Source organism: Enterococcus durans, from assembly GCF_002277935.1.
GTDB lineage: Bacteria > Bacillota > Bacilli > Lactobacillales > Enterococcaceae > Enterococcus_B > Enterococcus_B durans.
On sequence record NZ_CP022930.1, the window covers coordinates 2343944 to 2367559 of the forward strand.

At 38.5% G+C, this 23616-nt stretch carries 22 protein-coding genes and 1 other RNA gene; 16 read left to right on the forward strand and 7 right to left on the reverse strand.

Translation table 11 applies throughout. The annotated features are described in order from the left end of the window. Window positions 1-369 precede the first annotated feature (369 nt). Window positions 370-588 carry a hypothetical protein gene (locus tag CJZ72_RS11155; RefSeq protein ID WP_005875860.1) on the reverse strand — a complete coding sequence of 73 codons (219 nt, stop codon included), beginning with the start codon at window positions 586-588 and terminating at the stop codon, window positions 370-372. A gap of 153 nt (window positions 589-741) precedes the next feature. After that, window positions 742-1365 (reverse strand): transcriptional repressor LexA, encoded by a 624-nt coding sequence (gene lexA / locus CJZ72_RS11160; RefSeq protein WP_005875859.1) that lies wholly within the window; start codon window positions 1363-1365, stop codon window positions 742-744. A 146-nt stretch (window positions 1366-1511) separates the two neighbouring features. Here lexA and CJZ72_RS11165 point away from each other — a divergent pair, with 146 nt between their 5' ends. From CJZ72_RS11165 to CJZ72_RS11175, 3 genes are all read left to right on the forward strand, one after another. Further along, on the forward strand, window positions 1512-1763 hold the full coding sequence (locus CJZ72_RS11165; RefSeq protein ID WP_081133500.1) for a DUF896 family protein: 252 nt from the start codon (window positions 1512-1514) through the stop codon (window positions 1761-1763). Between the two features lie 100 nt (window positions 1764-1863). Next, on the forward strand, window positions 1864-3858 hold the full coding sequence (tkt, locus tag CJZ72_RS11170) for a transketolase (protein WP_081133501.1): 1995 nt from the start codon (window positions 1864-1866) through the stop codon (window positions 3856-3858). 551 nt (window positions 3859-4409) lie between these two features. After that, window positions 4410-5291, forward strand: a complete 882-nt coding sequence (locus tag CJZ72_RS11175) for a glucosaminidase domain-containing protein (protein WP_005875853.1) — start codon at window positions 4410-4412, stop codon at window positions 5289-5291. A gap of 100 nt (window positions 5292-5391) precedes the next feature. On the opposite strand, the gene CJZ72_RS11180 is transcribed toward CJZ72_RS11175, so the two are convergent. Next, complete coding sequence (locus CJZ72_RS11180; RefSeq protein ID WP_081135856.1) at window positions 5392-6687, reverse strand: ISL3 family transposase; 1296 nt, start codon at window positions 6685-6687, stop codon at window positions 5392-5394. A gap of 274 nt (window positions 6688-6961) precedes the next feature. Between CJZ72_RS11180 and cysK the strand changes: the two genes are divergently transcribed. From cysK to nth, 6 genes are all read left to right on the forward strand, one after another. Beyond that, window positions 6962-7888, forward strand: coding sequence for a cysteine synthase A (gene cysK / locus CJZ72_RS11185; protein ID WP_081133502.1), 927 nt, complete (start codon window positions 6962-6964; stop codon window positions 7886-7888). 199 nt (window positions 7889-8087) lie between these two features. After that, complete coding sequence (locus tag CJZ72_RS11190; RefSeq protein WP_005875849.1) at window positions 8088-8516, forward strand: Fur family transcriptional regulator; 429 nt, start codon at window positions 8088-8090, stop codon at window positions 8514-8516. Between the two features lie 293 nt (window positions 8517-8809). After that, on the forward strand, window positions 8810-10162 hold the full coding sequence (locus CJZ72_RS11195; RefSeq protein WP_081133503.1) for an NADH oxidase: 1353 nt from the start codon (window positions 8810-8812) through the stop codon (window positions 10160-10162). A 309-nt stretch (window positions 10163-10471) separates the two neighbouring features. Next, on the forward strand, window positions 10472-10759 hold the full coding sequence (locus tag CJZ72_RS11205) for a DUF5960 family protein (RefSeq protein WP_005875845.1): 288 nt from the start codon (window positions 10472-10474) through the stop codon (window positions 10757-10759). A gap of 240 nt (window positions 10760-10999) precedes the next feature. After that, window positions 11000-11701, forward strand: coding sequence for a DnaD domain protein (locus tag CJZ72_RS11210; protein WP_005875843.1), 702 nt, complete (start codon window positions 11000-11002; stop codon window positions 11699-11701). A 1-nt stretch (window position 11702) separates the two neighbouring features. Further along, the gene (gene nth / locus CJZ72_RS11215; RefSeq protein WP_081133504.1) at window positions 11703-12365 is read left to right on the forward strand and encodes an endonuclease III; all 663 of its coding nucleotides are present in this window, start codon (window positions 11703-11705) and stop codon (window positions 12363-12365) included. Between the two features lie 189 nt (window positions 12366-12554). Here nth and CJZ72_RS11220 read toward each other — a convergent pair whose 3' ends face one another. Continuing rightward, a complete protein-coding gene (locus CJZ72_RS11220) occupies window positions 12555-14891 on the reverse strand; it encodes a PBP1A family penicillin-binding protein (RefSeq protein ID WP_081133505.1) in 2337 nt (778 codons plus the stop codon). Beyond that, window positions 14881-15528: a Holliday junction resolvase RecU gene (gene recU / locus CJZ72_RS11225; protein WP_095443838.1), complete on the reverse strand. Its 648-nt coding sequence runs from the start codon at window positions 15526-15528 to the stop codon at window positions 14881-14883. The genes CJZ72_RS11220 and recU overlap by 11 nt, the downstream gene beginning before the upstream one ends. Before the next feature lie 62 nt (window positions 15529-15590). On the opposite strand from recU, the gene CJZ72_RS11230 reads away from it, so the two are divergent. The 6 genes from CJZ72_RS11230 to CJZ72_RS11255 all read left to right on the forward strand — a co-directional run bounded on the left by CJZ72_RS11230 (window position 15591) and on the right by CJZ72_RS11255 (window position 20558). Further along, window positions 15591-16130 carry a DUF1273 domain-containing protein gene (locus CJZ72_RS11230; protein ID WP_005875834.1) on the forward strand — a complete coding sequence of 180 codons (540 nt, stop codon included), beginning with the start codon at window positions 15591-15593 and terminating at the stop codon, window positions 16128-16130. Between the two features lie 88 nt (window positions 16131-16218). Beyond that, window positions 16219-16632 (forward strand): cell division regulator GpsB, encoded by a 414-nt coding sequence (gpsB, locus tag CJZ72_RS11235; RefSeq protein WP_081133507.1) that lies wholly within the window; start codon window positions 16219-16221, stop codon window positions 16630-16632. 19 nt (window positions 16633-16651) lie between these two features. Next, window positions 16652-17027: RNase P RNA component class B (gene rnpB, locus CJZ72_RS11240), an RNA gene on the forward strand. 133 nt (window positions 17028-17160) lie between these two features. After that, complete coding sequence (locus CJZ72_RS11245; protein WP_005875830.1) at window positions 17161-18324, forward strand: THUMP domain-containing class I SAM-dependent RNA methyltransferase; 1164 nt, start codon at window positions 17161-17163, stop codon at window positions 18322-18324. A 32-nt stretch (window positions 18325-18356) separates the two neighbouring features. Continuing rightward, a complete protein-coding gene (locus CJZ72_RS11250) occupies window positions 18357-19853 on the forward strand; it encodes a carboxypeptidase M32 (RefSeq protein ID WP_081133508.1) in 1497 nt (498 codons plus the stop codon). Window positions 19854-19874: 21 nt separating this feature from the next. Further along, window positions 19875-20558: an HD domain-containing protein gene (locus tag CJZ72_RS11255; protein WP_081133509.1), complete on the forward strand. Its 684-nt coding sequence runs from the start codon at window positions 19875-19877 to the stop codon at window positions 20556-20558. A 412-nt stretch (window positions 20559-20970) separates the two neighbouring features. Here CJZ72_RS11255 and CJZ72_RS11260 read toward each other — a convergent pair whose 3' ends face one another. Both CJZ72_RS11260 and CJZ72_RS11265 read right to left on the reverse strand, forming a co-directional pair. Further along, window positions 20971-21414 carry a hypothetical protein gene (locus tag CJZ72_RS11260; RefSeq protein WP_095443839.1) on the reverse strand — a complete coding sequence of 148 codons (444 nt, stop codon included), beginning with the start codon at window positions 21412-21414 and terminating at the stop codon, window positions 20971-20973. A gap of 196 nt (window positions 21415-21610) precedes the next feature. Beyond that, on the reverse strand, window positions 21611-21796 hold the full coding sequence (locus CJZ72_RS11265) for a hypothetical protein (RefSeq protein WP_081133511.1): 186 nt from the start codon (window positions 21794-21796) through the stop codon (window positions 21611-21613). A gap of 532 nt (window positions 21797-22328) precedes the next feature. Here CJZ72_RS11265 and CJZ72_RS11270 point away from each other — a divergent pair. After that, window positions 22329-23519 (forward strand): glycine C-acetyltransferase, encoded by a 1191-nt coding sequence (locus CJZ72_RS11270; protein ID WP_095443840.1) that lies wholly within the window; start codon window positions 22329-22331, stop codon window positions 23517-23519. Window positions 23520-23616: the final 97 nt, after the last annotated feature.

Here is a 23616-nt window from a genome sequence, read left to right on the forward strand (position 1 = left end):
TCAAGAGATTCGACAAACATGTGAACTTGAAATAGATAGTTGCAACAGCCATTTTTAAGACGAGTTACATTATGGAATTCAGTAAGGCTTAACCAAGAGACAACGAAAACATCCGTCAGTTATACATGGTAAAGAATGTGGGATAAAACTAAAAATCAGTTTTGCAACAGACTCTCGAATAAACGAAAGGCCAAAAGACAGGTTTTTCGTAAAATTTAAAAAAAACGAGCAATACAAAAAGCGTATTGTTCGTTTTTTTCTTCAATTTCTCAAATCAAAACAACTTTTGTCCCACTCCCATTCTTTTTGAAGAAGGGGGAGGAATAGTAGATTTTTATTCTGAAAATAAACAATCAGCTCCTTGGTTCATTAGGAGTGTCTGGAACTGTAGTAGGATTCTTGATAAAAGGGATCATCATGATGCCGACGTCGTTCAGACTGACGGTATTTCTTTTCATCCCACAACATGAACCACAAAGCAAACAACGGAACAAACACTAAAAGTGCTGGTCGAATACCAAAGTTACCAATAACAATACCTAAGAATAATACCATTAATACCAAGCCAAGACGTCTCATTGATTTCATGATTTCTCACCTCATTATTTTATGCGAACAAAAGTTCGTATTTATAGTATACGAACTTTTGTTCGATTTGTAAAGAGGGAAGTTGAAAAAATGAGCTACACCTTTTTACGGCACAGCTCATTGCTTTTATCTATTTCGAAAATTCATAGCATTCTAGTAAATATGACTGCGGTAAAGACCTACTACGCGACCGAGAATGGACACTTGATCCAAAATGATTGGTTCTAACAAATCATTTTCTGGCTGTAGTCGGAAGTGGTCTTTTTCCTTGTAGAATCGTTTGCATGTTGCTTCATCTTCTGCTGTCATGGCAATGACGATATCACCGTTTTGTGCAGTTTCTTGTTTACGGACAATCACGTTGTCTCCGTCTAAAATACCTGCATTGATCATACTTTCGCCACGGATCGTTAACATGAACAAACTGCCTTCTTCAGAAGAAAGATTAGGCGGTACAGGGAAAAAATCCGAAGCATCTTCGACTGCTAAAATCGGCTCCCCAGCAGTAACCACCCCAAGTACGGGAATCGTGGAAGGTCGAACCCCGATTTTTGCCAATCCTTGTTTTGTCAATTCGATTGCACGAGGTTTTGTTGGGTCTCTTTGAATAAAGCCTTTTTTTTCAAGCCTTGCTAAATGGCCATGTACAGTAGAGGTAGAAGAAAGCTGAACGGCTTCCCCGATCTCTCTTACAGTTGGTGGGTAACCTTTTCGAGACACTTGTTCATGGATATATCGTAAGACTTCGATTTGTCTAGTTTCAGTTTGTCGGGCCACAAGGTACACCTTCTTTCAATTAATAACTAAATCATATCATATAAAAGGTCTTGTTTCAAACAAATGTTCGTATTTATATTAGTTTATCTAGTTGTTTTTTTTCCGTTTTTTATATAATATGAAGTAGAGTAAAAGGAGGTCTCCATATGCTATCACCCGAAAAAATCGAGCGAATCAACGAATTGGCTCGGATAAAGAAAGAAAAAGGCTTATCAGAAGCGGAAAAAAAAGAACAATTAGAGTTAAGAGAAGAGTATTTAAATGCCTTTCGCTCGGGAATGAGACATCATATTGAAGGAATGAAAATCGTCGATCCTGAAGGAAATGATGTCACACCAGATAAATTAAAAGAAATCCAGAAGAAAAAAGGCTTACACAACCGGAAAAACAACTTTTAGTAAAAAATACTAAAAATCATTGCTTTTTCTAGTGGTATCTTATAAAATGGTATGTGAGTAATAAAGGTAAAAAAAACCTAAATTAATAGGAGGGGTTATTTTGTTTGACAAAATCGACCAACTAGGCGTAAACACGATTCGTACATTAAGTATTGAAGCAGTTCAAAAGGCAAATTCTGGACATCCGGGGCTACCGATGGGGGCAGCACCAATGGCGTATGCACTATGGACAAAACATCTGAAAGTAAATCCGACTACTTCTAAAAACTGGGCGGATCGTGATCGATTCGTATTATCAGCTGGTCATGGTTCTGCGATGTTGTATAGCTTATTGCATCTGGCGGGTTATCAAGTTTCGATTGATGATTTAAAACAATTTCGTCAATGGGATTCAAAAACACCAGGACATCCTGAAGTGAACCATACAGACGGTGTCGAAGCAACTACTGGTCCATTAGGTCAAGGTATTGCGATGGCTGTTGGGATGGCAATGGCAGAAGCACACTTAGCAGCAACATATAACAGAGAAAACTTCAACATCGTGGATCATCACACCTACGCTATCTGTGGTGACGGCGATTTGATGGAGGGCGTTTCTCAAGAAGCTAGCTCAATGGCTGGTCACATGAAACTAGGAAAATTGATTGTTTTGTATGATTCAAATGATATTTCTTTAGATGGCCCAACGTCAAAAGCCTTCACGGAAAATGTAGGGGCTCGCTATGAAGCATATGGCTGGCAACATATTTTAGTCAAAGATGGCAATGATCTTGAAGCAATCTCTAAAGCAATCGAAGCTGCTAAAGCAGAGACAGACAAACCGACATTGATCGAAGTAAAAACAGTGATCGGGTATGGATCACCGAAAGAAGGGACTTCAGCAGTTCACGGAGCGCCAATCGGTGATGAAGGAATCAAGATGGCAAAAGGCGTCTATGGTTGGGAATATCCAGACTTTACAGTTCCTGAAGAAGTAGCTGCTCGTTTCCACCAAACAATGGTAGAGGAAGGCCAAAAAGCAGAAGCTGCTTGGCATGAAATGTTCAAAAACTATAAACATGCGTACCCTGAATTAGCGCAACAATTTGAAGATGCGTTTGCTGGGAAGTTGCCTGAAAACTGGGATGCTGAATTACCATCTTATGATGAAGGCAGCAGTCAAGCAAGTCGTGTATCAAGTAAAGAAGTGATCCAAGAGCTTTCTAAAGCAGTACCAAGCTTCTGGGGCGGTTCTGCTGATCTATCTGGTTCAAACAATACGATGGTCGCAGCAGACAAAGATTTCACTCCTGAACACTATGAAGGACGTAACATCTGGTTTGGTGTACGTGAATTTGCAATGGCATCGGCGATGAATGGTATCCAATTACATGGAGGCACACGTATCTATGGTGGTACATTCTTCGTATTCGTTGATTACTTGCGTCCAGCCGTTCGTTTAGCAGCTATCCAGAATACACCGGTAATTTATGTGTTGACACATGATTCAGTTGCTGTTGGTGAAGATGGACCAACCCACGAACCAATCGAGCAATTGGCATCTGTAAGATGTATGCCAGGGGTTCACGTGATTCGCCCAGCTGATGGAAATGAAACTCGTGCAGCTTGGAAAGTCGCAATGGAATCAACGGATACACCAACGATCTTAGTATTGAGTCGCCAAAACTTACCTGTACTTCCAACGACAAAAGAAGTTGCGGATACAATGGTGAAAAAAGGTGCATACGTGTTATCACCAGCAAAAGGAGAAACCCCTGAAGGTATCTTGATTGCTACTGGTTCTGAAGTAGATTTGGCTGTAAAAGCACAAAAAGAACTTGCTGATGCTGGCAAAGATGTTTCTGTTGTTTCAATGCCAAGTTTTGATCTTTTTGAAAAACAATCAGCGGAATACAAAGAAAGTGTCTTGCCAAAAAATGTCAAGAAACGCGTAGCAATTGAAGCTGCTGCTTCCTTTGGTTGGGAACGTTATGTCGGCACAGAAGGAACAACGATCACGATCGATCATTTTGGTGCATCTGCTCCAGGAAATAAAATTCTTGAAGAATTTGGCTTCACTGTTGAAAATGTCGTTCGTACATTTGAACAATTATAAAAAATACTGTCATATATTTGGCTCAAAAATAATCCGTGTTTGAATCCTCTGTTTTCTAATGTGTTTTAGAATGATGAGTTGACGTCCAAACACTGAGAAAAAACTATCGACCGAGATTCTGCACAAATCCTCGGTCGATAGTTTTGTGTTCATAAGGAAAGAGTCATCAATGTAGTTCTTGTGTGCGAGTAGATGATCAGCAAGGGTGGCTCGTGTGAGAATCAAAAAATGATGAAAACAGCGTGATTGGAGACGGCAAAAAACAGGAAAACTTTGTTCATCAAGGGAGCCGAATACTAGAAAACTTGACAAATGCTTCAAATTAGATTAAGTTGTTTCTTATCGCATCAACAGAAGGTGTTCGGTATTCTGTTTTACGATCGATTTATGTTACGGATTATTTCGCTAATGTTACTTAAAGATTACAAAAAGTAAATTTTTTAAGATTAGTTTGAGTTTCCTGAAATTTAAAAGTATAATTTAATTAATTAAGTTTGTTTAAAGATAGAAAATTTTATTTAGAGTTTTTTATTTTTTGAGGAGGAATTCGAATGCAAGAGCTGAAGACCCGCAGTGCCCGACACCAGAAAAGTAAAAGAACTTTGGTGATCAATAAGAAGGCAATTGCTCCTTTAGTAGGGACAACATTGCTCGTTGGGCCAATGATGGTTACAGCAGCACCACAACATGTACGTGCAGACGAACAAGCGCCGCAAAATACAACTGATCCTCAAGCGTTTATCAATCAAATTGGTTGGTCTGCTTCAGAAGTGGCTGCAAGTAATGACTTGTACGCTTCTGTAATGATAGCCCAAGCATTATTGGAAAGTGCTTATGGAACTTCAGGATTATCCAGTGCTCCGAATTATAATCTATTCGGTGTAAAAGGTAGTTATGGTGGGCAGGTTGTTTATATGGCTACGCAAGAATATATTGATGGACAATGGGTAACGATGAATGAACCTTTCCGCAAGTATTCTTCTTATTGGGAGTCTTTCCAAGATCATGCGAATGTTTTACGTTCGACTAGTTTTTCAACTGGCGATTATCATTATTCTGGCGTATGGAAAAGCAATACGACTAGTTTCTATGATGCGACTGCCTATTTGACAGGTAGATACGCGACTGATCCTGATTATGGTACAAAATTGAACTCATTGATTAATACGTATAATTTAACTCGTTTTGATACACCATCTACTGGATCAACATCGTCTTCAACAAGTACTACGACGACAACAAGTACAACCACAACGACGACAACGAGTAGCAAATCAACTGCATCTTCTGGTGGTACTTATACGGTCGTTTCAGGAGATACTTTATGGGATATCGCCCAAAAGTACGGAATGTCTGTTGACGATCTAATGGCCAAAAATGGAATGTCGATGTCCAACTATTCTTTACTAGTCGGTCAAGAGTTGAATGTGTAGCTTTACTTATTATTCAGGCTCTTTGTCAATAAGGACTGATGAGTTTTGTAAAATCAAATCTGGGATAGAAGGACTTAACCTTCTGTCTCAGATTTTTTTGTTATTTCACTTGAATCAATTGATTGATCAAAAAAATCCTGATTTTCATGTTCTCAAATGATTTAAATCCATAAGATAATCGTTTCAGTGTCTTGATATGGGTATTTTTGGCCTCTATTTTGCCATTAGAATACGGGTAAATCATAGCATTGTAAATCCCTTCTTCGTAAGTTAAAAGGTTTTGAAGTTTCGTGCGAAATTGGACATCAAGTGTTTCAGGAAGATTTTTTAATAAGGTAAAAAATAAGTCAGGTTCTTTGTCTCGAAAGGCTTCGGTCAGCTCATGGAAAAAAGTATAGGCTTCCTTTAAAGGCGTTGAAAACGCCAGTAATCGATCGATCATCATTGCTTCAGTGAGTAGCGGGTATTTAGGTGCACGAAAACTGCGCCATGTTTTGTAGTCATAGTAATTGATTTTTTGACGGTTTTTTAGAAGAAAGCGCCAGTTCTTTTTCACTTTCTCGGCTTCTCTTCGTTGCCCTAACTGGTGTAATCTTTTCATTTCTTGTACACGAAAATCATTGAATGCCTGATTCAGATGTTTGGTGATATGAAAACGATCAATGACGACTTTCGCATTCGGTAAGACACGTTTTGTCAATTGGAAGTAGGCGGCATTCATATCTGTCACTAAGTATTCCACCGCTTCAGGATTCGTACAGCGACTAAAATAGTGTGTCAAACGCGATAATTTACGTGTAGGCAAAATATCAATGAGTTTTCCTGTCTCGCCATCCGCACAAATAAAGCTCATTTTATCCTCAATCGAAGCGTGCGAACGAAATTCATCCACCATCAATACTTTTGGCAGGGTCCTTTTTGACGGCTTCGGAAGATAGTTTTTCAACTCTTTCAATGTACGAATCACAGTCGTCAAAGATACCTGACAAAGCTTGGCAATCAATGATAAAGACATCTTTTCGGCGAGTAAAGCAGTGATTTTCCATTTGACATGATTGGCAATCGAATGTCTAGGACGGACAAAGTAGCTTTGGGCTGTCCAATGACGCAAACAGTTTTTACAGGTGTAGCGTTGCTTTTTCAAACGCATGATCAGTGGCATGTGGTTGTATTCTTCAAAGCGGACAATAGTTTTCTTCTTGCCATTCTTCACAATGGTCGTTTGACCGTGAGCATCGATTACAGAGGAACCGCAATGTGCACAAGCACAAGGAGCAGGAGAGAGAACCGCATCGATGACCATCGTTTTTTTGTTTTGAAACAGCTCGTAAGAAACTTCAGTGATTACTAAATTTTGGTCTATTAATCGCAACATTTTTTTGATAGAATCATTCATAGAACATATCGTCCTCTCGTAGTTTATTTTGTGGTGATTTAATCATACTAGAGAACGATATGTTTTTTAATACCTAAAATGAAAAATGGGGCTGAAGAATCAATTTTGATTCATCAGTCCCATAAATTATAGAGCCATTATTCATAAGCAAAGAAATGTCTAAAATGATATTTCTTTGCTTTTTTGTATTATAATAGGAAAGACGAATTATTCGCCAGAAGCTTCTGATTTGTATTATGATAAAGAAGAAGACGAGATGAGGAGGAATATACACATGACACAATTATATCATTCAATTACAGAGTTGATTGGGAGAACCCCGATCGTCAAGCTAAACCACTTGGTTCCTGAAGGGTCAGCGGAAGTTTATGTGAAACTTGAATTTTTTAATCCTGGCGGCAGTGTAAAAGACCGGATCGCATTAAGTATGATTGAAAAAGCAGAACAAGATGGAATACTGAAACCTGGAGATACGATCATTGAACCAACCTCAGGTAATACTGGTATTGGTTTAGCCATGGTAGGGGTAGCTAAAGGGTATAAAGTGATTATTGTCATGCCTGAAACGATGAGTATGGAACGTCGGTTATTGATGAAGGGCTATGGAGCAGAATTGATTTTGACTCCAGGATCAGAAGCAATCAGTGGGTCGATCAAAGAAGCAAAACGCTTAGCAGAAGAACACGGCTATTTCATGCCACTTCAATTTGAAAATCCAGCGAATCCAGCGATCCATGAAAAAACAACAGGACATGAAATCCAAGAAGCTTTTGGCGTCAATGGACTAGATGCGTTTGTGGCTGGGATCGGTACAGGTGGAACAATCACTGGGGCAGGTAGAGAGTTAAAACGAGTATATCCATCAATTGAAATCGTTGGAGTCGAACCTGCTGAATCTGCTATCTTAGAAGGAAAAGCAGCGGGACCACATAAAATCCAAGGAATCGGTACAGGTTTTGTTCCTGGTACACTAGATACTTCTGTTTATGATAAGGTGGTTGGCATCACAGGTGACGAAGCAATGGAGACTGCGAGACGTGTTGGGAAAGAAGAAGGCATTTTAGTCGGAATTTCTTCTGGAGCAGCAATTGCAGCGGCACTCAAAGAAGCTGCACTTTTAGGAAAAGGCAAAAAAGTATTGGCTATCGTTCCTGATAATGGAGAACGTTATTTGTCTACACCGTTGTATCAAGAACTTTAATAAAAAAGATAGTTGATGATAAATAAGTGTTTAGGATAAAATAATAGAGTCAAAGGCGTAAAAAGAGGGATTCATTCTTGATTTACGCCTTTTTTCGCAATATTTTAATTATTTTGAAATTTCTTTTCACGAAAAGTAGATTTTAAAAAATAAAAATAGTATGATAAGACGAGAATAACAACTTTGGGGTGTTTAAAAAATGGAGAACAAAATAGTCGAAGAAGCAATTGGTAAGTTAAAAAAAGAAAATATACGAATTACACCTCAGCGGTACGCGGTGCTAGAATACCTGATCGAACATCATTCTCATCCAACAGCCGATGAGATTTATCGAGCTCTGGAGCATCGTTTTCCAAATATGAGTGTCGCAACGGTATATAATAATTTGAGATTGTTTACCTCAATCGGGTTCGTACAAGAGATGAAATATGGGGATGCATCTAGTCGATTCGATTTCAGTTCAAAACGTCATTATCATGTCATTTGCGAAAACTGCGGGAAAATCGTGGATTTCCATTATCCTGGCTTGGAAGATATCGAAATGGCGGCAAGTCGCTTAACTGACTTCGAAATCAAAGAACATCGTTTAGAATTATATGGTCTTTGCCCAGAATGCAAGGGGAAGTAGTTTTGGGTTGCTTAGGACAGTAAACAAATATGGATGAACCAAGTTAAAAAAGCTAGTTTGACAAAAAAGTCACTAGCTTTTTTTATTTTTTTCTTAATCATTCACAAACTAAAGGACAATTGTGTGTTTATTCACATAAGTAGAGCTATTAAATCGGTGTTTATCTAAAAGAATGCTTGCAATACAACAAGCTTATCTTTGTGAATTCACAAGCATTAAACTGTTGTATCCGTTTTATTTTTGATATAGTGAAGTTTGTCAAAGGACAAAACGTTAATCGGAGGGATTCACATATGAAAGTTGTAGTAATTGGCTGCACACATGCAGGAACAGCAGCCGTAAAAAGTATCTTAAAAAATCATCCAGAAGCAGATGTTACGGTATATGAGCGAAATGACAATGTTTCATTTTTATCCTGTGGGATCGCATTATATGTTGGTGGTGTAGTAAAAGACCCAGCCGGTTTATTCTATTCTAATCCTGAAGAGCTTCATTCTTTAGGGGCAACTGTAAAAATGGAACATGATGTCACTGATGTAGATACTGAAAATAAAAAAGTGACAGCGAAAGATTTGAATACGGGAGAAGTTGAAACCGTTTCTTACGATAAATTAGTCATGACTACAGGTTCATGGCCAATCATTCCACCAATCAAAGGAATCGAATCAGAAAACATTCTGTTATGTAAAAATTATAATCAAGCGAATGAGATCATTGCCAAGGCTGAAGAAGCAAAACGCGTAGTGATCGTAGGTGGAGGCTACATCGGGATCGAATTAGTCGAAGCATTTGTTGAATCAGGTAAACAAGTGACGTTGATCGATGGACTTGATCGTATTCTTAACAAATACCTTGATAAACCATTCACAGACATCCTTGAAAAAGAACTTGTCGATCGTGGCGTCACATTAGCCTTGGGAGAAAATGTTTCCGAATTTATTGCAGATGACAACGGTAAAGTGAAACAAGTCGCAACTCCAAAAGAAACATTTGATGCAGATATGGTTATTCTATGTGTTGGGTTTAGACCGAATACTACTTTGATTAAGGGTAAAGTAGATACATTGCCAAATGGTGCCATCAAAGTGAATGAGTACATGCAAACGAGTGACCCAGATATTTTTGCGGCTGGAGACTCTGCGGTAGTGAATTACAATCCAAGTGGAACACAAAACTATATTCCTCTTGCTACGAATGCAGTACGTCAAGGTTTGCTTGTAGGAAATAATCTAACGGAACATAAAATGGCCTATCGTGGTACACAAGGTACGTCTGGACTTTATTTATTTGGGTGGACGATTGGTTCAACAGGTGTGACAAAAGAAAGTGCACCTATGAATAATCTTGATGTAGAAGCAACTGTCTTTGAAGACAATTATCGTCCTGAGTTTATGCCAACGACTGAAAAAGTCATGATGGAATTAGTTTATGAAAAAGGAACGAACCGTATCGTTGGCGCTCAATTTATGTCTAAATACGATATTACGCAATCTGCGAATACGATGTCGTTAGCTGTTCAAAATAAAATGACCGTCGAAGATCTAGCACTTTCTGACTTTTTCTTCCAACCACATTTTGATCGCCCTTGGAACTACTTGAACTTGTTAGCTCAAGCAGCTCTTGGCGAAATCGAAACAGCACAATAGTTAGAAGGCACCTGTGTATTTTTTCGTTTTAGTTAATGATGAAGGGAGGCTGGGACAGAAGTGTTTAACTCCGAGAATTTCGGCTTATTTACGAAGGAGTTGCTTCTGCTCCCACCGCTTATTCGTTTTTAAAGCATGAGATAAAAGTGTTTCTTACTTTTGTCCCATGCTCTTCTTTTTTTAAAATCAGGGTAGTGCGACGAATTAGTTGTTTTCTAAAGGATTTTCTGCCAAAATAAATAGAGAAAGACAACTCATGGATAAACGAACATGGATCGTCAAGAATGATTGATGGGGAGGAATAGTAAGATGGAGAAAGAATATTTTGTACAACAAGAGGCATTTATGGAGGATTATCAACAATTAGCGGCGCAAAAAGATGTGACGATTGAGTCGCTAGCGGATAAGATAATCAACCAATTGAATCAGACACAAGAAGATTATTATGAGATGCCTGCAGAAGAAGCAAAAGATGGCGTATCTCACCGCTTCCCATTTTCTCGCCGTATCTATTCAGATGAAAATGATGGAACGTTGAACACAGAATATACTTACGAAGGCGAACCCTATATTTTACAAACGGAAGATGATTTTTAAAAATAATGCTTTTAGCTATAGCTAAGCTAGGGAATCGATTGACCTGTCTATTTCAAAAAAACTTTTGAAATAGATGGGTCATTTTTTATAGAAACCGAAACACCAAATCCATTTTATTTATTCCGAAAAGTGAAAAGCTGCAAAATAAAAACAAAAAAATAAACCAAATTACCCAAGGGGATGGTCACTTGCTTCATTTAATTTTTTTACGTATACTGAGAATGAAGCGGAGGAAAAACCATGTTGAACTTAGAAAATTATTTAAAATCAGGTCAAACGATCATATCGAATTTATTGCTAAAAAATTATCATCGGATTGGACTCCAGTCAGAAGAATTTTTATTTATATTGCAGATACACATGGCACAGCTAGAAGGTGATTCATTTCCAGATCTGCAGATGATTGCTCTAAACATGGGTGTCAAGCAAGACCGTATTTATCAACTATTGAATCGATTAGTCAGCAATGGCTTTATAAATATCAAAACAGAAACGATCGATGGTAAGAAAGTGGATCGCTATGACCTTTATCCGATATATGATGTTCTGGGAGATTTTTTGGAAAAACAAAGCCGTAAACTAGAAGATATGAGTCAGGAGAAAGAAGTCCAGTCTGTCTACCAGATGTTTGAACAAGAGTTTGGGCGGCCTCTGTCTGCGATTGAATTTCAGCGGATCGGTCAATGGCTTGAAGAAGATCATTACCAACCAGAGATCATCAAACTAGCATTACGTGAAGCTGTCTTGAACCAGGCATACAGTTTCAATTATGTAGATCGGATTTTGTTGTCTTGGGAGCGTAAAAATCTCAAGACAAAACAGCAAGTAGAGGAAGATCAAAAAAGAAGAAAGCAACAGCTTTTGCAAAAAGAAGTGGACTCATCAAATCAACAAGAAGAGGAGCTTCCCAAAGTATCATTGAAAAACTGGTTGGAGGACTAATATGTTAAGTAAGCAGAAAACCATGGAAGCAATTGAAAAAATGTATCAGATGTTTCCTGAGGCTCATGGTGAATTACAACATAACAACCCTTATGAATTACTGATAGCAGTCATCTTGAGTGCTCAAGCCACTGATGTTTCTGTAAATAAAGCAACTCCTGCCCTGTTTGAGGCATTTCCTACGCCTGAAGACTTAGCGGCTGCTTCAGTTGAAGAAATCATTCCTAAAATCAAGACGATCGGCCTTTATCGAAACAAAGCAAAAAATATCAAAGCATGCGCACAACAACTGATCGAAAACTTTGGCGGTCAAGTGCCAACTACTAGAGAAGCATTGGTATCATTGCCTGGAGTAGGGCGGAAAACAGCCAATGTTGTCCTTGGGGATGCATTCGGTATCCCGGCGATTGCTGTCGATACACATGTCGAACGAGTGTCGAAACGTCTGAGAATCTGTAAATTGAACGCTTCGGTACTAGAAGTAGAAGAAACGCTCATGAGAAAAATACCAGAAGACTTGTGGGTGAAAACACACCATACTTTGATTTTTTTTGGTAGGTATCATTGTACGGCAAGAAACCCGCGTTGTGAAGTATGTCCGCTACTGGATATGTGCCAAGAAGGTAAAAATAGGATGAAGTTGCATAATAAAGATAAGTCATGAAGATCGAACGATAAAAATCGAACGAATGTGGGACAAAAATAAGAATTGACTTTTGTCTCGACCTCATTCGTTTTGCATAAACAGTAGCAACAGACTTATTGAAACCATGTTGTCTGCTTACCTCATATGTAGAGCAAAATCCAGGGATTCGCATTGTTTTTTGCGAATCCCTGGATTTTATTAAGCATATCATCCAGCTGAACTGCCACTAGCTTGTGATTCATTCGCATTACTTGACGGCGTCGTTGGCTCAGAGGACTCTTGTGGTGCCGATGAGCTAGATGCCGGCGGAGTGCTGCTTGATGATGAAGGTGCAGTACTTGATGATGTTTCACTACTACTTGATGACTCAGAACTCTGACTAGATGTCGTGCTTTCTGTTGAACTTTGAGTCGTAGTACTTTCAGTAGTAGAAGATGTTGAACTTTCTGGTATTGTAACAGTCGAATATGGAACTGTACTTGACGGTGTGGTTCTTCTTTGCGTATTGTTCACTTGATCTCGATAGTATAACTCGCCACCATAGCGAACAAGTCCACTTGGCATTTCCCAATCTTCATTTGTCACATTTGCCGATACATATTTCATCAATTCTCTATAAACATCTGAAGCTACATGAGAAGATTCGGATGTTACAGGCGTTAGCTTCTCGTTGTATCCAGTCCAAACAGAAATCGCATAATTTGGTGTGTAGCCGGCAAATAAAATATCAGGATACACGCCACTCGAAAGACCTATTTTTGCATATTCCTCATCGGTATAGTTAGATGTCCCAGTTTTTCCAGCTTGGAAAAGTCCAGGGATGAGTGCATTCGATCCAGTTCCTTGTGTGATCGTATCTTTTAGGATATCAGTGACCATATAGGCAGTTTCTGGTGACATGGCAGTTTTTCCTTCAGGTTCATACGTTTGTTCAGTGCCATCTTGGAAGACGATCTTATTGACATATTGTGGTTTATAATAGGTTCCGCCGTTGGCAAAAGCAGCGTAGGCAGCAGCCATTTTCAGTGATGATGCACCATATTTTGTCCCATCTTGTTTTTCTGTGTTACTTGAGATTGCATTTGACTGATGGATCGTACTGTACTCGATGCCCAGATCCTTCAAGAATGAGCTTACTTTATCAGAGCCGACTTCATTAAATAGTTTTACGGCAGGGACGTTTCTAGAAAGATATAATGCTTGTCTTAATGTGATCGTACCTAGATAGCTGTTATCCCAGTTACCAACAGGAGTCGAAGTTCCTTCGTAGTTATAAGGAGCGTCAGTAATCATTTTTCCAGTTGAGTATTTTAAATACTCGAATGCAGGGCCGTAATCAGTGACAGGTTTCATTGTAGAACCGAAATCGCGTGAAGTATTCACTGCTAGATTCATTCCTAGAGTCACGTCATCTGCAACATGGCGACCACCGATCTGTGCTTTCACTTCTCCGGTCTTGGTATCGATCAGTGTCGATGCAACTTGCATTTTGTCGTCCGGGTAATTGACGTATTCATCCGTATTCACAATGTTATAAAGTTGTTTTTGTGCATCTAAATCTAAATTCGTATAGATATCTAGACCGTCAGTATAGACATTCTTATCTGTTTTTTCTTGGACCTCATTAATGACTTCTTTTACGTAGTTATCAACGATTTTTGAATTATCTGCCTCTTTTTTCAATTCTTGGAGACCTTCATTTATCGGTGTATTGACCGCATTGTCATAATCGGTTTGAGAAATCTTGTCATTTTGCAACATCGTGTACAAAACAGTATCACGACGCTTCTTTGCTTGTTCAGGATACTGATAAGGGTCATAGGCAGATGGTGCTTGCGGCATTCCAGCCAATAACGCAGTTTGTGGCAAAGATAAATCGCCTAGTTTCTTACCAAAATACATCTCTGAAGCAGTTTCCATGCCATATAGTCCATTTGACATATATACTTTGTTCACATAATAAGTCAATATTTCTTGTTTTGATTTTTTCTGTTCTAACCTCACAGCCATCCAAGCTTCTTGTGCTTTTCTTTTTAATGTTTGGTCAGAAGCGTTTGTCGAGAAGTAAGAAAGTTTGATCAATTGTTGTGTCAAAGTACTTCCTCCTTGCAGTCCGCCAGAAGTAAAGTTTGAGACAGCAGAACCAATGATCCGTACAGGGTCGATCCCGATATGTTTATAAAATCTTCGGTCTTCGACAGAAACGATTGCATTTTCTAGCGTCTTTGGTAATTCATTTGCAGAAATCTTTTCGCGTTTTTCTGCACCTAGGTCTTCGAACAGTTCACCATCTTGGGTATAAAGTTTAGAAGAGACGGTGGCATCTAACGCCTTGTCAGTCAATGCAGGTGCATCCTTTGCGTAGAACCAGAAAAGTCCGACTCCCGCTAAAAATGCTACGCATACTAGTGACAGCACGATCAGAAAGATTCGTGCAATCAGGCTTTTCGTATTTTTCCTAGGTTTTTTTCCAGACTTCTTCGGTCCTTTTTTAGAAGAAGGGGTACTGCTACGTCTGGAAGTTCTAGTTTGTTCATTTGCCATTCTTGTGTTCTCCTTCAATAGTTAGTGTTGAGAGATACTGATCGACTGCATCTAAATAAGGGATACGTGGCGAAAAGCCAGTTTGGATCTCGATCCCCACATTTTCTATCAAAGAGAGCGGCAGAGATTTCCTACCGTTTTCCTTTTGAGCATGCCAATAGTCGATCAGGTGTGTACTATTTAAATAAAAGCAGCGCTTCAAAGATGAAAACCATAATAAGACAAAACAAATCCCATTTTGTTGCAGACAAGCTTCCATATGGCTGATTTGATGCGCATGAAAGTTTTTAAATGGAAAAGAAGTTCTATTCTTCGTTTCTTTTGCTTCAAAATCCAAATAGAAACCTCGATATACACCGTTATAATCTGTTGTGGAAGCTTGGGTGAAATATGCTTCCTTAATAACAGCGGCGCTACGTCGAGGATAATCTACTTTAACGATTTGTATTGGTGTTGGTTTTTTATGGATAACAGCTATTTGGCGTGCAAGGTAATACTCATTACTTTCGTTGATTGCTTCTTCAAAACGCATACCTCGGTTGCCGAATTCTATCGGTGCTTTTCTTTTTTCTTGAATTTTCTCTTCTAAAGAGGCATTCTTATGGTATGGTTGGCCATTCGGATAGCGTAAAACCATTTTAATCACACTCCTAGGCCATATTATAGCAAAAAAGGCGAGAGAAAGAAAAGGAAACTGAGATGGATAGTGTAAAAGTCATTTACTTTTCGGGATATCGGAGTTTTGAACTTGGTGTATTTAAAGAAAATGATCCCAAAGTAGCAGTTATTAAAAAAGTCTTAAAAAGAGAGATCCAGCAATTAGCAGAAGAAGGATTGGAATGGATCATTGTAAGTGGGAACCTTGGTGTGGAATTGTGGGCAACGGAGATCGTAGCAGAATTGAAACTTGATTACCCCGAGTTGCATCTAGGGATCATTTATCCTTTCATGGCATTCGGTAGCAATTGGAATGAAAACAATCAAGAAAAGAAAAGACTAGCAGAACAACTTTCTGACTATGTTGAAGCTGTAAGTCATCAGCCCTACCAGTCGCCAAATCAATTAAGAAATCACACCCGTTTTCTCCTTGAACACACAGATGGTTGTCTATTGATTTATGACGAAGAATTTCCTGGGAAAACCCAGTATTTTTTAAGGGATGCAGAAAAATATCAAGAAGAACATCCCTATGAAATTCGTTTGATCAGTATGGACGATTTACAAAATTTCAGTGAATAAATGAGATAGTGTTTGATTTATCAATATTTTTCCGATACAATGAGAAAGTAGAAATGTTATTATGTAAATGAGAACTAGAGGTGTAAATATGGCGAACTTGGTTTATAGTCCTAAAGACATTTTACAACAAGAATTTAAAACAAAAATGCGTGGATATGACCCCATTGAAGTCGATGAATTCTTAGACAATATTATCAAAGATTATGAAACTTACAGCAAAGAACTCCTTGCTTTACAAGAAGAAAACGATAAGTTGAGCGCAAAAATCGCTCAATTATCAAAAACTCAAGGAGCTGCTCCAACACGGGTGCAACAAACTGAAACACCTAAGAGCACAGCAGTAACGAATTTCGATATCTTGAAACGTTTGTCAAATCTTGAACGTGAAGTTTTTGGAAAAAAATTGGATCAACAAGCAGCAGTAAAAGTTTCCCAACCAAATCCAAATAACTACACAAATGTAAGTGATGACGATGATAATGAAAAAACTCGTCAATTCTAACAAATGAACGATCTTTGCGGTTTTCGGGTAATCGCGGTCTGACTTGATCAGGCTGAGGAAAGTCCATGCTCGCACAGACTGTGATGTCTGTAGTGTTCGTGCTTAGCGAAAAAATAAGCTAAGGTACTCTTTCGGGAGTAACGGCAGGAAAACGAGCTAAGGTCATATGACTATGCTTTAGTATCCTTGAAAGTGCCACAGTGACGAAGCGAATAGGGAAACTTATTCGGTGGAACGCGGTAAACCCCTCGAGCGAGCAACCCAAACAACGGTAGGGGCGCTTTTTGTCGGGGAATTAAGAACGAGACAAAAGGGCAGGTTAACTGCAGATAGATGGTTACCACGTTCTCCTTTCTTCCCTGAAAAGGAGGACGTACAAAACATGGCTTACAGAAAACCGCAATAAAACAGGGAATACCTTCCAACCATGTTGTGAAGGTTTTTTTAACATTTGAGATTAAACTTTCGTTTTGATTTTTCAAAAGCTGGACGAATCGTTCAGCTTTTCTTATAAATAAGGAGAATGATATGGACATTAATAGAGAATTTAATCTTGTGGCGACGGCTGCAAGCGGCCTAGAAGCATTGGTCGGAAAAGAGTTACGTGATTTGGGAATCGAGTGCGAAGTCGAAAATGGGAGAGCCAGATTCAAAGGAACGATGGAAACGATCGCGACAGCCAATTTGTGGCTGAGAACTGCGGATAGAGTAAAAATCGTTGTTGGCGAGTTTGATGCGTTTACTTTTGATGAATTGTTCGAGAATGTGAAAGCTTTACCATGGGAAGACTTTCTTCCACTAGATGCCGAATTCCCAGTGGCGGGCAAATCGATCAAATCGAAGCTTTACAGTACCCCCGATTGTCAGGCAATCACTAAGAAAGCCATCGTTGATCGTCTACGTACGTACTATCATCGACCAGCTTCAGTGCCATTAACGGAAACAGGTGCGCATTTTCAATTAGAGGTTGCGTTGTTGAAAGACCATGTGATGATTACTTTAGATACGACTGGACCAAGCTTGTTTAAAAGAGGCTATCGTTTGGAAAAAGGTGGCGCACCGTTAAAAGAAAATATGGCAGCTGCCCTAGTGATGCTGACGAATTGGAGAAAAGACCGTCCATTTTATGATCCCGTTTGTGGTTCTGGAACGATTTGTATCGAAGCAGCTTTGATCGGTCACAATATCGCACCTGGATTCAACCGAGAATTTGCCTGTGAATCATGGGATTGGTTCAGCAACGAAGTGATGAAAAATGTACGAGCTGCAGCAGAAGAAAAAGCAGATTATGACATCGAACTAGATATCACTGGCTCAGATATCAATGGCCGAATGATCGAAATTGCTCAGGCAAATGCTGAAGAGATCGGTTTAGGGGATTCAATTACCTTCAAACAGCGAGCAGTGAAGGATTTCAAGACTGAAAAAGAATATGGCGTGATCGTTGCAAATCCTCCGTACGGGGAACGTCTTGGAGAAGAAGAAACAGTTAGACGTTTGTATGAAGAAATGGGCGATGTTTTCCGACCACTCAAAACATGGAGCAAGTATATTTTGACAAGTGATCTTGCCTTTGAAGAATATTACGGACAAAAAGCAACAAAAAAACGTAAATTATATAATGGTGCTTTGCGTACGGATCTATTTCAATATTGGGGAACGCGTCCTCCAAGAAAAAGTAAAGAAGCGTAAAAAATAAAAATGGATGTTTGGAGGAATTAGTAATGAAGGAAAAGGAATTGCTACAAGAACTAAAAGAAATCAATCTACTGCAACAAGCCTTAGGGATTTTGGATTGGGATATCCAAACAGGGATGCCTGAAAAGGCAAGTAATGAGCGAAGTGAAGTAAATAGCTATCTCTATAGTATTTATTTCTCAAAAAAAATCGGTCCTAAAATCAAAGAAGCCATTCATTACTTTTCTGAACATCCTGATGAATTGTCTGAAACAGGAAAAGTCATCTTTGAAAAAGTAAAAGAAGACTATGAGTTAGAATATAAAGTACCAGAAGAACTGATGACGGCATTAACAGCGGCAACTTCTAGCGCACAAGTGCAATGGCAAAAATCTCGTGAATCGAAAAAATTTACGGATTTCCAACCAGCGCTAACAAAGAATATCGAATTGACGAAAGAATTGATTCCTTATTGGAAAAAAGACGAAGCAACGGACTATGACGTTTTGTTGAATCAATATGAACCAGGAATGACCGTTGAGATCTTAGATCGGGTATTTAATCAGTTAAAAGCGGGAATCCTCAAGATTCGTCAAACATTAAAAGAAAAAGGACATGAGCCTAGAACAGATTTCCTTTCACGAAAAATGACAAAAGCGCAGCAAGAAAAATTCGTAGTCAGCGTCATTGAGCAATTAGGCTATGATTTTTCAAGAGGCCGTTTAGATGATACGATCCATCCTTTTATGCTTGGTATCAATCATAATGATGCACGGATCACTACACGTTGGAATGAGCATGATTTCAAAATGGCAGTTTTTGGTGTGATCCACGAAGCTGGCCATGGGATGTATGAACAGGATATCGATGAAAAATATGCATATACGCCAATTTATCAAGGTACTTCTATGGGAATCCACGAGTCACAATCCCTTTTCAATGAAATCATTATTGGAAGCAACCGCAATTTCTGGGAGAAACAGTATCCATTTTTCCAAGAATGTGCAGAAGGTACATTTGATGATATCTCATTTGATGATTTTTACCGATCATTAAAAAAAACACAATCTAGTTTAATACGGATCGAAGCAGATAGCTTAACTTATCCGTTGCATATCATTATTCGTTATGAAATCGAGAAAATGATCTTTAATGAAGGGGTAGCCATTGAAGAATTACCAGAAATTTGGAATGATAAATATGAAGAATATCTGGGTGTTCGTCCTGAAAATGATGTAGAGGGTATCTTACAGGATGTCCATTGGTCAGGGGCTAGTTTTGGCTACTTCCCATCTTATGCATTAGGCTATATGTATGCAGCACAACTGCTACATGAAATGGAAAAAGAACAATCAATTGATGAAATCTTAGCTTCAGATGATTATTCACCGATCAAAGAATGGATGAAAGAGCATATCCATCAATACGGTGCGTCACGTAAACCAACTCAATTGATCCAGGATGCTACAAATGAAGGATTGAATCCTCAATATTTGATCGATTACATGGAAAAAATCTATTTTTCTGTCTACCAAGTCGATTAAAAACAAGGAGAAGTATCATTTATGGAAAAACTAGCTCAAATTGCTGAATATAGCATGAAGCAGTTGGCAAATGATCAGACGGGTCATGGAAGTGACCACACGAAACGGGTGGTCAAGTTAGCCAAAAGGATCCTAGTGACTGAACCTCAAGCTGATCCATTTATCACGCTTGCTTCTGCTTATCTGCATGATACGATCGATGATAAAGTTGTTCAAGATGAACAAGTAGCGAAACAAGAATTAAAACAATTTCTAATAGCAATCGATTTAAAAAAAGAAACGATCGATGCAATTTTCTTCATCATTGAAAATATGTCTTTTTCAAAAGGGATATCTGAACAGGCGCCAGTGCTATCACTAGAAGGTCAAATCGTTCAGGATGCAGATCGGATCGAGGCATTAGGAGCGATCGGCATTTTGCGAACAGCCTATTTTGGTGGAGGACATGGCCACCCGATTTTTGATCCAAAAATCCAGCCGACAAATTATACCAATAAAGCCGACTACCGTAAGGGATCAACTGTTATCAATCACTTTTACGAAAAACTCTTCTTATTACCAGATTTGATGAATACAGCATATGGCAAAGAAGAAGCGAAGCGCCGAGAACGTTTCATGCGTGATTTCTTGGTCGAATTTTTTTATGAGTGGGGCATTGATGATCCGGATTTTACACCGGATAGTTGGATAAAGAAGTCATACTGATGAAGAGCATGTAAAAAAAAGCCGAAACAAACCTCGGCTTTCAACTTTGTTTTTAGAATTATCTTACTGGTTGCCAGTATAATTGTAAAAGCTATTTGAATCTTGGATAACGATGCTGATACACAAGAAACAAGACGAATTTTACGGACACGACCTTTCAAATGGTTGAGTATTTTTTTCAAATGAGTGTCTCTGTTCCCACCGTTTATTCGGATTTAGAGTCTGTGGCAAAACTGATTTTTAGTTTTGTCCCACGCTCTCTTTTTTTTGAAATTTCCGAAAAAACTGACTTTTGGATGACATTTATTCGAGAGTCTGTAGCAAAATTGATTGTTAGATTTGTCCCACATTCAGCTTTTTTAAGTATAAAGAAAGTATGAATTTTTTTCTTGTTGTTGAGAGCAGAACGAGTTCATTCAGTTTCTCTAAGGTAACCTTGCCAAGAATCCATTTCTAATTTTTTGAGGTTTTCAGCGCTATAAGCAATGCGATAACCAGCGTTTTTATGGGTATAAAAAGAAATTGGTTCGCCCCGATAAAAAAAGTCGATTATCAATGTAGAATTTAGCCCATCTTTTACCGAAAAATTAGTTATGTCACTTTTGTTATAAGTTGTAACGGATGCTTTTCCCGAAATTTTTATTGCAACTATTTTATCTTTTATAAATACTAGGCAATAAGGTTTTTCAAACAGATTGGTGATAATTGAGGTTCGAGCTGATAAAAACAACCAAGTAGCGGATTTAGCAACAGGATTCATTCGACTGCTAGCAAGAATGTAATTACTACGGGGGTGCAAGTTATTCGCCAAAAGTAGTTCTTCAGCTTTTGTTTTATTAGGTGGTAAAAAGGCCATGAAATTTTTCTCCTTTTGATTATAGTCTAAAATCATCAATCCATTGGTTGGCTCACAAAATCTGTTCCCACCGATCTTGCTCCTTTCAAGTGGCTATTTAAGCATAAAGTTTTTCACAAGAGGGTATTCTTATGTGATAAAGCAATGCTTGCATTTCAATCGGAGCGCGGTATGAAAGATGTTGAATGTTCAATTGTTATGAACCATGTTTTTTAAGTGCTTTTACATCACGGATGGTTGTATAAATATCATATAGCATTAATAGAGTTGCAAAAGCACAAGCAATCCCTATCACAAAAGTATTCGTTACATATCTTATTCCAAATAATACGAATAGATAGACCGATAACTTCACACCGATACCTATTTTCTCACGTTTCACCCTATGTCCTCCTATGGTCGCTAGTTTGTTAAATAAACAATAAACTAAAAATAATCGCTGAACAAGTCTTATTTGTAATCTGCTATTTTTTTTACGAGATATCCTGCAAAATTTTCTTACATAGAGCATGCCTCACACAAAAATTTTGCATTGCAAATGGAATATGAGAAAACACTAATAAAAACGATGATTAATTGTTTTTTTATCAAGTCAAGAAGAAGTGATTTAGTATTTAAATTACAAAAAAATTCAGAAAATAGTTACTATTTTTCTCTCTATTGCCTTAACAGCATTTCTATACAATGTAGAAAAAAATAAACTAAAAATAACTTGGAATCAAAAAATTAAATAAGTTGGTTGGATAATAATCGTTTCATAATAAAACGTTATGTTTGAAAAAAGCGGTTAGATAACTCTCATTATTGATGTAAGCGTTACCAATAACGGGCATAATAACAGACGGGAGGATACTGTTTTATTCTGCATATAGTGAATCCCTAGGTTTTTGTTTCAAAAAAATGGAGGTGGCGAAATGTCTTCAGAAATACTGTCAGATTATTTGGATCGCGAGTTATCTTTATTAAAGGACCAAGGATTGTACAATACGATCGACATTCTAGAAGGAGCGAATGCAGCAATCATCAATGTTGAAGGACGGCGGTTGATCAACTTAGCATCTAACAATTATTTAGGATTTGCCAACCGTGCAGAACTAAAGGACGCATGTATCGAGGCTACTATAAAGTATGGCGTTGGTGCTGGAGCAGTTCGGACGATCAATGGCTCGTTACAGATTCATCAAGAGTTAGAAAATAAAATTGCCGAGTTTAAAGGAACGGAAGCAGCGATTGCTTTTCAGTCTGGTTTCAATTGCAATATGGGCGCAATCTCAGCAATCATGACGAAAGATGATGCCATATTATCAGATGAATTGAATCATGCTTCGATCATCGACGGTTGTCGATTATCAGGGGCGAAGATCATTCGAGTGAAGCATCAGGACATGACCGACTTAGAAGAAAAAGCCAAGACAGCAGTGGAAAGTGGACGTTATAAAAAAATAATGTATATCACGGACGGTGTTTTTTCAATGGATGGGGACATAGCTAATTTGCCAGATATGATACCTATTGCGGAAAAATATGGCTTGATCACTTACGTAGATGATGCCCACGGATCTGGAGTAATGGGCAAAGGAGCTGGTACAGTGAAACATTTCGGTTTGAATCATAAAATCGACATGCAGATGGGAACATTATCAAAAGCAATTGGTGTGGTCGGTGGTTATGTGGCAGGCTCGAAGTTACTGATTGATTGGTTAAAATCGCGCAGTCGCCCATTCTTATTTTCGACTTCTCTTACACCAGGAGCCGCAGGCGCAGCCTTAACTTCTATTCAACTAATGCAAGATCATCCCGAATTAGTTGATAAGGTATGGGAAAACGCAGAATATTTTAAAAACGAGTTGAAAAAAATCGGGTATGATATCGGCGTTTCACAGACACCGATTACCCCAGTTATTTTAGGTGATGAAACAAAGACCCAACGTTTTTCAAGCAAATTGATTGAACAAGGGATCTATGTGAAGCCAATCGTTTTTCCAACTGTACCATTAGGAACCGGGCGGGTCCGCAATATGCCGACTGCGGAACATACAAAAGAGATGTTAGACCAAGCAATCGCTGTTTACTTGAAGGTAGGAAAAGAGATGGGGATCATTTAAGAAAAAAATTATTTCCTTCATTTGCCGTAGCTATTCAACGAGAGCCACAAATCGATTTGCTTTCGCTAGATAAGAATAGAAAAAATAATTTGCAAAG

Coding starts and splice junctions, on each gene's coding strand:
- CJZ72_RS11230 (WP_005875834.1), top strand. CDS start 15,591: ATGGATAGTGTAAAAGTCATTTACTTTTCGGGATATCGGAGTTTTGAA.
- CJZ72_RS11165 (WP_081133500.1), top strand. CDS start 1,512: ATGCTATCACCCGAAAAAATCGAGCGAATCAACGAATTGGCTCGGATA.
- gpsB (WP_081133507.1), top strand. CDS start 16,219: ATGGCGAACTTGGTTTATAGTCCTAAAGACATTTTACAACAAGAATTT.
- CJZ72_RS11175 (WP_005875853.1), top strand. CDS start 4,410: ATGCAAGAGCTGAAGACCCGCAGTGCCCGACACCAGAAAAGTAAAAGA.
- nth (WP_081133504.1), top strand. CDS start 11,703: ATGTTAAGTAAGCAGAAAACCATGGAAGCAATTGAAAAAATGTATCAG.
- recU (WP_095443838.1), bottom strand. CDS start 15,528: ATGGTTTTACGCTATCCGAATGGCCAACCATACCATAAGAATGCCTCT.
- CJZ72_RS11260 (WP_095443839.1), bottom strand. CDS start 21,414: ATGGCCTTTTTACCACCTAATAAAACAAAAGCTGAAGAACTACTTTTG.
- CJZ72_RS11195 (WP_081133503.1), top strand. CDS start 8,810: ATGAAAGTTGTAGTAATTGGCTGCACACATGCAGGAACAGCAGCCGTA.
- CJZ72_RS11180 (WP_081135856.1), bottom strand. CDS start 6,687: ATGAATGATTCTATCAAAAAAATGTTGCGATTAATAGACCAAAATTTA.
- CJZ72_RS11270 (WP_095443840.1), top strand. CDS start 22,329: ATGTCTTCAGAAATACTGTCAGATTATTTGGATCGCGAGTTATCTTTA.
- CJZ72_RS11155 (WP_005875860.1), bottom strand. CDS start 588: ATGAAATCAATGAGACGTCTTGGCTTGGTATTAATGGTATTATTCTTA.
- CJZ72_RS11210 (WP_005875843.1), top strand. CDS start 11,000: ATGTTGAACTTAGAAAATTATTTAAAATCAGGTCAAACGATCATATCG.
- cysK (WP_081133502.1), top strand. CDS start 6,962: ATGACACAATTATATCATTCAATTACAGAGTTGATTGGGAGAACCCCG.
- CJZ72_RS11250 (WP_081133508.1), top strand. CDS start 18,357: ATGAAGGAAAAGGAATTGCTACAAGAACTAAAAGAAATCAATCTACTG.
- CJZ72_RS11255 (WP_081133509.1), top strand. CDS start 19,875: ATGGAAAAACTAGCTCAAATTGCTGAATATAGCATGAAGCAGTTGGCA.
- CJZ72_RS11205 (WP_005875845.1), top strand. CDS start 10,472: ATGGAGAAAGAATATTTTGTACAACAAGAGGCATTTATGGAGGATTAT.
- CJZ72_RS11190 (WP_005875849.1), top strand. CDS start 8,088: ATGGAGAACAAAATAGTCGAAGAAGCAATTGGTAAGTTAAAAAAAGAA.
- CJZ72_RS11220 (WP_081133505.1), bottom strand. CDS start 14,891: ATGGCAAATGAACAAACTAGAACTTCCAGACGTAGCAGTACCCCTTCT.
- CJZ72_RS11245 (WP_005875830.1), top strand. CDS start 17,161: ATGGACATTAATAGAGAATTTAATCTTGTGGCGACGGCTGCAAGCGGC.